Raw genomic sequence first — 13,118 nt, forward strand, 5'->3', positions numbered from 1 at the left:
AATGGGATCAAAACAGCGTTGACTCCGGGGCAAAACAGGTTCGATCTACCCGGCGCGATCAAGAGATGGGCAGCTCTGTCGCGCACTGGGGGAACATCATGATCATTCGGCTGAATCAGTTTTCGTCGGGTCTCGAACCGACTACGGAAAACGGCACGATTTCTTCGCTGACCACGACCACTTCGGCGATTGTCTCTTCGGGCGTGGCCACGAAGGGGCTGACCGCCGATGTGATCGACGCGGTGAGCAACGGCAAGCTGCAGTTCGGCCTGGCCGGGATCTTCCTGGAATCGCAGATCGCGGTCGCGGGGCTCGATGGGCAGGCGCGTGCCGGCGCGCTGGCCGATTTCGTCAGCGCCAACAGCATCGCGCCGGTCCGCAACGGCTATGTGACGATCGATGTCGCGGCGGCGAACGGCGATGGCAGCACGATCCTTGACGATCTTATGGCGATCGGTCTGGTCAAGGGCTCTGCCTTCGGCGCGCTCGCCAGCGGCCTGCTGCCGCTCGACGCGATCGACGATCTGGCCGCGCTGGCCACGATCAAGTTCGCGCGCCCGTCCTATGCGGTGCTCGATACCGGCGCGGTGGCCGGGCAGGACGATCTGGCGATCGACGCGCCCGCCGCGCGATCGACGTTCGGCGTCGATGGCACGGGCATCACGGTCGGCGTCCTTTCGGACAGCTTCGACACGCGCACCACCACTTCGATCCATTATGCGGAGGACGTGGCATCGGGCGATCTGCCCGCCGGCATCAACGTGCTGTCCGACTATGCCAACGGAACCGACGAGGGCCGCGGCATGGCCCAGCTCATCTATGACATCGCGCCGGGCGTCGAGATGGCCTTCCACACCGCCTTCGCCGGCGAGGCGGACTTCGCGCAAGGCATCATCGACCTGCGCAACGCGGGCTCCGACATCATCGTCGACGATGTGCGCTATTTCTTCGAGCCGATGTTCCAGGATGGCGTGATCGCCCAGGCCGTCGATACCGTCGTCGCCGATGGCGCGATGTATTTTTCCTCGGCCGGCAACTACGCCGCGCGGTCCTACGAAAGCGAATTCCGCAATTCGGGCACGACCTTCACTTCCGGCGGCGTGACTTACGCACTGCACGATTTCGATCCGGGCGTCGGGGTCGACACCGCGCAGCGCATCACCCAGTCGGGCGCGGTCAGCTATATCCTGCAGTGGGACGATCCGTTCTTCTCGGTATCCGGCGGCACCGGCGCGCGATCGGACATGGTCTTCATTTTCCGGGATACGGGCGGCGGCATCATTTCGGTGATCGACAGCAGCACGCTGGGCGATGATCCGATCGAATTCGAACAGCTCAGCGGCAGCGGCGCGCTCGACGTCTCGATCGGCTTCAGGACCGGGCTGCCGGGCAATGTCGAGCCGCACCTGATCAAGTACGTGACCCTCGGCGGCAGCCAGACTTTCAGCGAATTCAATACCGCCAGCGGCACCAGCTTCGGCCATTCCAACACGGCCGGGGCCAATGCCGTCGCGGCGGCGGACTGGTACGATACTCCGGCCTATGGCCAGACGCCGCCTTTCGCGGAGAACTTCACGTCGAAAGGCGGCGTGCCGATCCTGTTCGATACCGACGGCAACCGCTATATCTCGCCGCAGCAGCGCGGGGTCGATTTCACCGCGCCCGATGGCAGCAACACCACCTTCTTCGGCACCGACGTCGACTATGACGCCGATACCTTCCCCAATTTCTACGGCACTTCGGCGGCGGCGCCCAACGCGGCGGCGCTGGCGGCGCTGATGATGGACTATGTGCCCGGTGCCTCGGGCGCGCGGATCGAGCAGGCGCTCAGGGATTCGGCGCTCGATATCCTGAGCACCTGGGGCGGCACGCTCACTGGCGCGGGTTTCGACCTGACGACCGGCGCGGGGCTGATCCAGGCGACGGCCGCGCTGAACGCGCTGGCCAACGATGCCGGCGTCTCGCTGACGGTGACGCGCCAGACCGTCTTCATCGATGCCGATAATGACGGGGGCGTCGATAGCGGCGAACAGCTCCATACCGTCACGCGCATCGTCAACAACGGGCTGGCGGACGCGGCCAATGTCACGTTGTCCGATCCGATGAACGGCGCGACGATCGACATGGGGTCGGTGGAAATCACCCCGATCGCGATCGACGATACCAAGGCCGGCAGTGGCCCCATCGTGCTGACTTTCGCCGAGCTGCTGGCCAACGACATCGACCCCGACGGGGCCGAGGCCAACCTGACGATCGCATCGGTGCTCCATGCCGAGCATGGCACGGTATCGTTCGATGCCGGCACCCAGACCGTCACGTTCACGCCTACGATCGGCTACTCCGGCCCGGCGAGCTTCGAATATACCATCGTCGATGAGGACGGGCACGCCAATGTCGCGGGCTACAACGGGGTGGTCCACATCACCGTCGGCGTTCCCGACGCGGCGCCGGGCACCGATGCGCCCGGCGTCGTGACCGATGCCAACCCCGCCGTCACCGCGACGATCGGCGCGCTGGCCGCCGGCAAGGCGGTGGAAGTCTACTACAGCTCGACCGTCGGCTTCGCCAACGAGGTGATCGTCAATCCCGCCCCGTCCAGCGCGGTGGCCAACCATGACGGCGGCAGCGCCACCAGCAATGTCGAGACGCTGACGGTCCAGGCGGTCGATACGCTTTCGCTGGGCAACCTGATCTTCCGCGACGCGAATGCCAATGGCGTGTTCGATGGCGGCGACAGCGGCATCGACGGCGTGACCCTGTCGCTCTTCGCCGATGCCGACAACAACGGCACGGCCGATGGCGCGGCGATCGCCACGACCACCACGGCCGGGGGCGGCGCCTACCTGTTCCAGAACCTGGCGCCGGGCAATTACATCGTCAGCGTCGATGCGGGCAATTTCACTGGCGGCAATGCGCTCGCCGGCCTCATCGCCACGACCAACGCCGGAGATCCCGACAACAACATCAACAACGACAGCAATGGCGCGGCCGGGCCGGGCGGAACGATCGTTTCGGGAAGCGTGACGCTTTCCTACGGCGCCGAACCCACGGGTGACGGCGACAGCGATGCCGACACCAACCTCGCCGTGGACATCGGCTTCGGCGCGCCGAACCAGCCGCCGGTCAACACGCTGCCGGCCACCTTCAACGGCAGCGAGGACACGCCGCTTGTCCTCACCGGCATCTCGATCGCCGATCCCGACGCGGGCAGCGGGGCGATCGAGGTCAACTTCGTGATCGATCCGGGCAGCGGCACGCTCACGCTCGCGACCGATGTCGCTGGCGGCGTCACCAGCGGCCAGATCGTGGGCAACGCTTCCGGCGCGATCGTCGTGACCGCGACAGTCGCCCAGATCAACGCGACCCTTGCCGCCGCCAACGGCCTGACGCTCACGCCGGCGGCCGATTTCCACGGCGACATCGCTTTCGGCATGGACACGGCCGATGGCGGCAATACCGGCCTGGGCGGCGAAAAGACCGATGTCGACACGGCGGTGATCACCATTTCCGCGGTGAACGACGCGCCGGTCATCACGTCCGACGGCAGCGGCGATACCGCCGCGATCAATGTCAGCGAAGGCGCGACGCCGGTCACGACCGTCGTCGCGGCCGACGTGGACGCGGACCCGATCACTTATTCGATCGCGGGCGGCGCGGACCAGGCCAGGTTCACCATCGACGGCACCACCGGCGCGCTCGGCTTCCTGGTCGCGCCCGATTTCGGCGCGCCGACCGATGCGGGGGCGAACAACGTCTATGACGTGATCGTGCGTGCCAGCGACGGCACGCTGCATGACGATCAGGCGATCGCGGTCACGGTGCTGGATGCCGGCGGCAATATCCCTCCGGTTGCCGTCGCCGATGCCTATTCGGTCAACGAGGACAACACGCTCACCGTCGCGCTGGCAAGCGGCGTGCTGGCCAACGATACCGACGCGGATCTCGATCCGCTCACCGCCGTGCTGGTGTCGGGCGCCGCGCATGGCACGCTCACGCTCAATGCCGATGGCAGCTTCACCTATGCGCCGAACGCCGATTTCCACGGAGAGGACACGTTCACCTATAAGGCGAACGACGGCACGGTGAACGGCAATACCGCCACGGTCACGATCACGGTCGCCTCGATCAACGATGCGCCGGTGATCACCTCGGGCGGTGGTGGCGCCACGGCCGCGGTCGACGTCGACGAGAATGCCACCGCCGTCGCCACCGTGGCCGCGAGCGATGTCGATCTCGATACGCTGACCTACAGCATTGCCGGCGGCGCCGACGCGGCGAAGTTCACCATCAACGCGGCGACCGGCGCGCTGAGCTTCCTGGCCGCGCCCGATTTCGAGGATCCGGGCGATGCCGGAGCCGACAACGTCTATGACGTGATCGTGCGCGCCAGCGATGGCACGCTGTTCGACATGCAGGAGATCGCCGTTACCGTGCTCGATCTCAACGAACTCCCGGTCGCGCTGGACGACGACTATTCGGTGAGCGAGGACGGCAACCTGACGGTGCCCGTCGCCGGCGTGCTGGCCAACGACAGCGATGACGATGCCGATCCGCTCACCGCGATCCTCGTCACCGATGTCGCGCACGGCACGCTCGTGCTCAATGCCGACGGCAGCTTCACTTATGCGCCGGACGCCGATTTCTCGGGCGAGGACAGCTTCACCTACAAGGTGAACGACGGCACCGGCGACGGGAATATCGCGACCGTCACGATCACGGTCGATCCGGTCAACGATGCGCCGGTCATCACCTCCGACGGCGGTGGCGCCACCGCGACGGTGGATGTCGCGGAGAACACCGCGTTCGTCACCACGGTGGTGGCGACCGATGTCGACTTGCCGCCGGTGCTGACTGTCGCGCCGTCCCCCGCGATCGCGACCGGCGGCAAGGCGGGCGGCGTGGTGATGGACGCCGATCCTTCCGGGATCACCTATTCCATCAACGGCGGCGCGGATGCAGCGAAGTTCACGATCGACGGAACGACCGGCGCGCTCAGCTTCATCGCGACGCCCGACTTCGAGAACCCGGACGATAGCGGCGGCGACAATGTCTATGACGTGACCGTGCGCGCCAGCGACGGCTCCCTGTTCGACGAGCAGGCGCTGGCCGTAACCGTGACCGCAGCGAACGACGCGCCGGTGGTGACGATCGGCGCCACGGCGATCCTGTGGGATCAGCTCGAACCCGGAACGACCGATTCCTACTCGGTCTCGGCCTTCGTGGCGGGAGAGAATTTCACGCTGGCGGCCGCCACGACGCTCGATTTTTTCGAAGCGCTGCTCGAAGACAACGACCTTGTGCCAAACGACAGCTTCGATGGCTTCAGCGGCACGTTCGGCTGGGCGATCTATGCTGCCGACAGCGGGACCGGGGCTCCGGGCGCCCTGCTCTTCTCGGGCAGCGACGCCAGCCCCGTGCTGGCCGATACCGGCCTGCTGAGCCTGTACGGAACCGACGTGTTCGACGCGAAGATCTCGCTGGGCGGCGTCTCGCTGGAAGCCGGTGACTACTGGATCATGCTCCATGAGGGCGCCTGGCTCTCGCCCGGCGATAATACGCCGATCTTCTGGATCTCGTCGGGGAATGATCCCGATCCCGATTTCCCCCACGCTTTTGCGGAGGACCCGACCAATCCATCCTATGATGCCACCGATGGCCCCCTGGCCTTCCTGCTTGGCAACAACACCAGCGATCTGGTCGCCACCGAGCAGGTGCTGCTGAACCTGGCCGGCGCGATCAGGGTGAGCGATCAGGACGCGGGCGGCGGCGAGATCGAGGTCACGCTGGCCGTCGATTACGGCGTGCTCAATGTCGCTCCCGGGACGACCGGCGTCACCCTGGCGGGCAGCGGCAGCGACAGTGTCACGCTCACCGGCACGCTGGCCCAGATCCAGGCGCTGCTGGACGGAACGCTGGGCGCGACGATCACCTATCTGGCCCATACCGATGATCCGCCCGCCAGCGCGAGCCTGACCGCCACGGTGGACGATCAGGGCAATACCGGCCCCGGCGGCGCGATGACTGATACGGCCGTCGCCACGATCCAGATCGAGGCGATCAACGATACGCCGGCGATCACGTCCAACGGTGGCGGCGCCACCGCAGCGATCAACGTCAACGAGAACGTCGCGGCCGTGACCACGGTGGTTGCCGCCGATCCCGATGGCGACACGCTGACTTATGCGATCGTCGGCGGGGACGACCAGGCGAAGTTCACGATCAATGCCGCCACCGGCGCGCTGCGTTTCGTTTCGGCGCCGAACTTCGAAAGCCCGACCGATGTGGGCGCAAACAATGTCTATGACGTGATCGTGCGCGCCAGCGACGGCACGCTGTATGACGACCAGGCGATCGCCGTCACGGTCAAGGACGTGAACGAGAACGCCGCGCCGATCGTGGCACAGCCCATCGCCGACCAGTCCTCGCCCGAGGACGGGTTCTGGAGCTTCACGCTGCCGGCCGGCACGTTCAGCGATCCCAACGGCGATTCCCTGACGCTGAGCGCCACCCTGGCGAACGGCAGCCCGCTGCCTTCCTGGCTGACGTTCAATCCGGCGACCCGCAACTTCTCCGGCACGCCGCCGCTGGACTTCAACGGCACGATCGACCTGAAAGTGGTGGCCAGCGACGGATCGCTGAGCACCAGCGACGTCTTCACGCTCACCATCACGCCGGTGTTCGATCCGCCGCCGAACAGCCCGCCGCAGGCCAACGACGATACCGCGCTTACCATCCAGAACACTACGCTGGCGCTCAGTGCGGTGCAACTGCTGGCGAACGACCAGGATTTCGATGGCGATCCGCTGACGATCGCCGCCGTCTTCGGCGCCAGCCACGGCTCGGTCAGCCTTTCGGGCAGCACGGTCGTGTTCACGCCCGAAGCCGGGTTCACCGGCACCGCCAGCTTCTCCTACCGGGTGAGCGATCCTTTCGGCGCGGATGACACCGCGACCGTCACCGTCTTCGTCACCCAGCCGCCGAACCATCGTCCGGTGGTCTCACCGGCGGTGGAAGGGCAGACCACTTTTGCCGATACGCCCACCGCCATCCAGGTGCACGCCAGCGATCCCGATGGCGATCCGCTGACTTACGCGCCCAATAACCCGGCGCACGGCTCGATCACCGCCAATGGCGCGGGCGCCTTCGTCTACACGCCCGATGATGGCTACCTCGGCACCGATACCGTCGTTGTCACAGTGCAGGACGGCAAGGGCGGCAGCACGGTCTATCAGGCGACGATCCTGGTCATGAGCCTGGATACGCCCGAGGAATTCCGCCTGATCGCCACCGATGGCTGGGCGGGCGAGATCGGCGGCAACGGCACGGTCTTCGGCACCGAGGGCTTCCAGGACATCACCGTGCTGGACGTGGCCGGCCATCTCGGCTTCGATCCCTCGTTCAACGCGGGCAACGACATCGTCCGCCTGCATGGCGACGCGGCGGACTGGGACATCGTCCGCTTCGGATCGAGCGCGGTGCTGTCGGACGGCGATACCGTGGTCACGCTGCCGGTCGGCGTCACCGGCCTGCCGGTGGTGTTCGACGATGGCGTGCGCTCGTTGGTGTTCGATACCGAAAGCGGCACCATGGCCATCGGCGACCAGAGCTTCGGCGCCGTGCTGGTGCCGATCACGGCCGATCCCGACGGCACGCTCCTGCCCGGTTCGCCCGATGACGCCGCGATCGCGCGCGTGCGCATGGCCGAGGATGGCGAAGTCCACGCGGGCGGCGCGATCGACCTGTTCGGCACGGCCGACGGCGCGGAAACGGTGCACCTGACGTTCGGTTCGGTCAGCCTCGATCCCTCGTTCAACCAGGGCGGCGATACGCTGGTCGTCGCGGGAGACGCCGGCGACTTCACCGCCGTGGTCGAAGGGTCGAACGTCATCCTGGCCGGCAACGGCTATGACATCGCGCTTCCCGTCGGGCCCGAGGGCATGGACCTGGCCTTCGACGACGGCACGCTCGAGGTGATCTACGATACGGTGCTCGAACATGTCCTGATCGGCGATCAGGTGATCGATGCCACCATCACTCCACTGGGCGCCATCGCCTGAGCCGGTTCGCGAGGGGGTGCGGTTTGCGCCGCTCCCCTCGCGGGGTCGGAGAGATCTTCGGCGCGGCGAGCCAGGCCGGGTGAGGGCACGGCGCGCGCCGGGATCAGATCCGTTCGCCCGAGACCTTGGCCGATCCCATCATGCCCATCTTGGCCTTGCCGGTCAGCGTGTCGCCGGTGATGGCCAGGTCGTATTTCAGGGTGATCTTGATCGGCTTTTCCACGTGCAGGTCGAACTTCAGGCGATTGCCCTCGACCGTGCCGGTGAAGCCCTGCTGGCCTTCGGGGCTTTTCAGATAGCCTGAAAGCGCGTCGCCAGCGGTCTCGAAATGGGCGGTCATCTGCTGGGCCGGGCCCATTGGCGGTTTCATCGTCACCGCCCAGTCACCGTCGGGCGTGGCCGGTGTGGCGGCGGCCGATTGCGGCGCGGCCGGCTCGGCCATCGCCGCGCTGGCCGGCGCGGGCGGAGCCTCGGGCGCCGTCCGCTCGGCGGCATATTTCGACGAGGTGCCCGAAATGTCGCGCCCCTCGATCACGTCGAGGATCTTCGCCGGGGTCAGCGGCAGGTTCATCTCCACTTCGCCGAACGGCGCCAGCGCATCCTGGATCGCGTTGACCAGCGTCGGCGGGCCGACGATCGCGCCGCCTTCACCCACGCCGCGCATCCCGCCAATGGTCTGCGAAGGGGTGTTGGCGTGGATATATTCGAAATCCGGCACGTCGCTGATCGCCGGCATGAGATAGTCCTTGAACGTCGCGGCCAGCGGATTGCCGCGCGCGTCGTACGGCATGTCCTCCAGCAGAACCTGCCCGATCGCCTGTGCCAGACCACCGGCGATCTGCCCTTCGACGACGCCGGGATTGATCACCGTGCCGCAGTCTTCCGAGGAGATCCAGCGCAGGATTTTGACGAAGCCCGTCTCGGCATCGACCTCGACCATGCAGGCGTGCGCCGCGCTGGTGAACGTGATCGGCGGCGGCTGGTAACGGAACTGCGCTTCCAGGCCAGTGGCAAGGCCGGCGGGCAGGCGGTGGGGCTCGGCATAGGCGACCTCGGCGATTTCCCTTAGCGAGCGCGACATTTCCGGTGCCCCGGCGACGTGCACGGTGCCGTTCTCGATCGTGATCGCCTCGGGATTGGCGTTGAACAGGTGCGCGGCCAGGGACTTGACCTTGTCGGCCAGCATTTCCGCCGCTTTCCACGATGCGCCGCCGCCGATCACGCCCTGGCGGCTGCCGGCCGCGCCGGGGCTGAAGCCGCCCCAGGCGGAATCGCCTTCGAATACCGTCACGTCCTCGTAAGCCACGCCCAGCCGGTCGGCGATGACTTGCGCCATGGTGGTGGCGGTGCCGTGCCCCTGCGAATGGGTGGTGAGGCTGGCGATGACCTTGCCGGTCGGGTCGATGCGGATATTCGCGGTCTCGCCCGTCATCGGCGCCATCGTGCCGGCCGATGCGGTCGGCTCGACATAAGTGGCGAAGCCCAGGCCCAGATAGCGCCCCTGCTTGCGCGCCGCGGCCTGCTCCTGCCGGAATTTCGCCACGTCGAGATGCGCGACCAGCTTTTCCAGGCATTCGCCCGGCGTGATATCCGTCACTTCGATGCCCAGTGTCGAGGTGGCCGGCTGGTCGGCGGCGTAGATCAGGTTGCGCCGGCGCAGTTCGATGGTGTCGATGCCGATCTCGCGCGCGGCGGCTTCCAGCAGGGTCTCGCGCATCAGCGATTCGATCGCCCAGGGCCCGCGATAGCCGCCAAGGCCCATCGTGTTCGAATACCAGCCGCGCGAGATGAAGCCATAGGCGGGCATCTTGTGGGCGGGCCACATGAACATGTGCACGGCCACGTTGCAGTCCTCGCCCATCGGCCATGCGCCGTTGTTCGAGTTGTAGTCGCAATGCCCGGCGACAAGCCGGCCGTCATGGTCGAAGCCGACGGTCAGCGTGATTTCCTGCTCGCGCGCGTGGCTGGAGGCGGTGAGCGATTCGAAGCGGTCCTCGATCCACTTCAGCGGCCGGCCAAACAGCCGCGCGGCGACGATCACCGCCAGTTCCTCGCGCCAGGGCATGTTCTTCAGGCCGAAGCCGCCGCCCACGTCCTTGGCGATCACCCGGATCGCCTCCTGCGGCAGCCCGAGCGCGACCGAGACATAGCGGCAGACCAGATTGGGGCTCTGGCACGAGATATAGATGGTCAATTCCTCGGCCCCGTCGGGCGAGGCGACGCAGGCGCGCGCTTCCATCGGCGATTGCGCGATGCGCTGGTGGCGGATCGTGCGCGTTACCTTGTAGGCTGCGCCGTCGATCCGGGCCTGCAAGTCCTCATCGATCTCCGGCTCGCCCATTTCGGCGGCCACGTTGCTGTCCATGCCGGGATGGACCAACGGGCCGGTGCGCGCATCGGCCAGCGTGACCACGGGCGGTTCCTCGTCGATCACGATCTCGATCAGCGAGGCGGCATCCTCGGCGATGGCGCGGCTGTCGGCGATGACCATCGCCACCGGGTCGCCGACGCAGGCGACGCGCCCGTCGGCCAGCAATGTCACTGGCGATTCGATCGGCCCGAAGAAGAAGTTCATCATGTAGAGCGGGACCGGGGCGAAATCGCGCTGCAGATAGATCGCGTGCACGCCAGGCAGGTCGCGCGCCGCCGCCGTGTCGATCGACACGATCGTCCCGCGCGCCACCGCCGAGCGGGCATAGGCGACGTGCAACATGCCGGGCAGGCGCACGTCGTCGGTATACTGGCCGCGCCCGGTCAGCAGGCGGGCGTCTTCCTTGCGCGGGGTGCGCTCCCCGATATAGCGCGTGGCGCCGACGCTCTGCGCGTTCATGCCGCTTCTCCCGCGTTCTGGCCGACAAGCTGGCGGATCGCCCGGCGGATGCCCTGGTATCCGGTGCAGCGGCAGATGTGCCCGGACATGGCCAGCTCCATCTCCTCGGCTGAAAGCTTCGCGCCGCCATCCACCAGCGTCGCCAGCGTGATCGCCACGCCGGGCGTGCAGAAGCCGCATTGCAGGCCGAAGTTGTCGCGTAGCGCCTGCTGCACCGGATGCAGCGTGCCGTCGGCGGCGGCCAGCCCTTCGACCGTCGTCACCGCGCAGCCATCGGCCTGCACCGCCAGCATCAGGCATGATCGCATCGCCGCGCCATCGACCTGCACGGTGCAGGCGCCGCACACGCCATGCTCGCAGGCCAGGTGCGTGCCGGTATAGCCCAGGCTTTCGCGCAGGAATTCGCCCAGGCTGGTGCGCGCCTCCACGCTGGCCCGGTGGCGATGGCCGTTGACGGTCAGTTCGATGTCGCGTTTGCTTGCAGGCTCGCTCATGCCGCCTCCTTCAGCGCGAGAGCCTCGCGCAGCGTTCTTGCGAAAATGCGCCGGCCGACCGTGCGGCGGTATTCGGCGCTGGCGTGGTGATCGTCGAAGGGCGCGGTATCGGCCACGGCCAGCGTGGCCACGGCTTCGGGGTCGATCGCGCCCGATGCCTGGCCCAGCAGCGCGGCTTCGGCCTGCCGCGCCCGGATCGGCGTCGGCCCCATGCCGAACCAGCCCAGCCCGACGCGCGCCACCGTGCCGCCATCCAGCGCCAGCGCGCCGACCATGCCGACCAGCGCGAAATCGCCGGCGCGCTGCGCCACTTCGCGGAACAGCACCAGATGGCCGGCCGGCCAGTCTGGATAGACGATGCCCGTCACCAGCTCGTCGGGTTCCAGCACGGTCATGTAAGGGCCGATGTAGAATTCGCTGGCCGGCACCGTGCGGGTGCCGCGCACCGAGGCGATCTCGATCGTCGCGCCCAGCGCCACGGCGGTCGCGGGCATTTCGGCCGCCGGCTCGCCCAGCGCGATCGAGCCGCCCACCGTGCCGCGATTGCGCGTCTGGTAATGGCCGACATGGCCCAGCGCGCGGATGAAGGCGGGCAGGCGCCTGGCCAGCGTCGCGTCCTTCAGGGCATCGGCCTGGCGTGTCGCCGGGCCGACGCGGATGCCGCCCTCGACCTCGGTCACGCCCTTGAGCGCCGCGATCCGGTTGATGTCGACAAGGATGAAGGGCTGGCTCATGCGCAAGTTGAGCAGCGGCATCAGCGTCTGCCCGCCGGCGATCACGGTGGCGCCGCCGCCCGCTTCGTCAAGCACGCGGCACGCCTCTTCAATGCTGGCGGGTGCGATATAGTCGAACGGGGCGGGCTTCACTGGCCGCCTCCGCGCCGCCCGGCCTCGAACGCGGCGGCGGCGACGACCACGGTGAGCACCATCACGACCATGACCACGCTGCCGGCAATGGCATTGCTGCCCAGCACGAAGCCCGCGAGGATCGCCACGACCAGCGCCGCGACCCAGCCCCACAGGCCGACGAAGCCGGGCGCGCCCGGTGCGGCCGGGACCGGCGCGGGGCTCGGGGCGGGGACTGGGGCCGAAACCGGGGCCGGCGCGGCCGTTGGGGCTTCCGCCGCCGCGCCGCCGCTCACCACTTCGCCGAAGCGGCTGAAGAACTTGCCGGCCAGGTTCTTCGCGGTGGCATCGATGATCGGGCCGCCAAGCTGCGCCATGCGCCCGCCGACTTCGGCCTCCACGTCATAGGATACCAGCGTGCCGCCGCCGGCATCGTCCGACAACCGCACCCTGGCGCCGCCTTTCGCGCTGCCGGCGATGCCGCCGTTGCCCGATCCGGTGATCGTATAGCCGTTGGGCGCGCTCAGGTCGGACAGCTGGACATTGCCGCGAAAGCGCGCGCCGATCGGGCCGATCTTGACTTCGGCCACGGCGATGAACCGATCCTCGCCCTCTTTCTCAAGGCTCTGGCAACCGGGGATGCACTGGCGCAGCACGTCCGGGTCGTTGAGCGCTTCCCAGACACGCTCGCGCGGAGCAGCAACGCGCTGCTCACCTGTCATATGCATGATCTTCGCCTCTCCCGGAATGTGAGCCACCATGACTAATAACTTGCCCGGCGAATTGGGCAAGGCCGACATGGCGCCACTGCTCGGAAAAGGACTGGCTAGCCGGAGCGGCCCTGATAAGGCGCGGACGAACCGCTCCGGCTAACCGAGCGCTCGGGCTTTGC

At 67.4% G+C, this 13,118-nt stretch carries 5 protein-coding genes; 1 reads left to right on the forward strand and 4 read right to left on the reverse strand.

Translation table 11 applies throughout. The annotated features are described in order from the left end of the window. Positions 1-98 precede the first annotated feature (98 nt). On the forward strand, positions 99-8,057 hold the full coding sequence (locus PYV00_RS15530; protein ID WP_275229215.1) for a tandem-95 repeat protein: 7,959 nt from the start codon (positions 99-101) through the stop codon (positions 8,055-8,057). A gap of 103 nt (positions 8,058-8,160) precedes the next feature. Here the strand turns inward: PYV00_RS15530 and PYV00_RS15535 are convergent, their stop codons facing one another. From PYV00_RS15535 to PYV00_RS15550, 4 genes are read right to left on the reverse strand one after another with little or no spacing between them, the layout of a single operon-like run. Further along, positions 8,161-10,887 carry a xanthine dehydrogenase family protein molybdopterin-binding subunit gene (locus PYV00_RS15535; RefSeq protein WP_275229216.1) on the reverse strand — a complete coding sequence of 909 codons (2,727 nt, stop codon included), beginning with the start codon at positions 10,885-10,887 and terminating at the stop codon, positions 8,161-8,163. After that, positions 10,884-11,381 carry a (2Fe-2S)-binding protein gene (locus PYV00_RS15540; RefSeq protein WP_275229217.1) on the reverse strand — a complete coding sequence of 166 codons (498 nt, stop codon included), beginning with the start codon at positions 11,379-11,381 and terminating at the stop codon, positions 10,884-10,886. The genes PYV00_RS15535 and PYV00_RS15540 overlap by 4 nt, the downstream gene beginning before the upstream one ends. Continuing rightward, positions 11,378-12,247, reverse strand: coding sequence for an FAD binding domain-containing protein (locus PYV00_RS15545; protein WP_275229218.1), 870 nt, complete (start codon positions 12,245-12,247; stop codon positions 11,378-11,380). Before PYV00_RS15545 ends, PYV00_RS15540 begins: the two co-directional genes overlap by 4 nt. Then, positions 12,244-12,954, reverse strand: coding sequence for a CoxG family protein (locus tag PYV00_RS15550; RefSeq protein ID WP_275229219.1), 711 nt, complete (start codon positions 12,952-12,954; stop codon positions 12,244-12,246). Before PYV00_RS15550 ends, PYV00_RS15545 begins: the two co-directional genes overlap by 4 nt. Positions 12,955-13,118 lie beyond the last annotated feature (164 nt).

The sequence above is a fragment of the Novosphingobium album (ex Liu et al. 2023) genome (assembly GCF_029076845.1).
In the GTDB taxonomy this organism is placed as follows: Bacteria; Pseudomonadota; Alphaproteobacteria; order Sphingomonadales; family Sphingomonadaceae; genus Novosphingobium.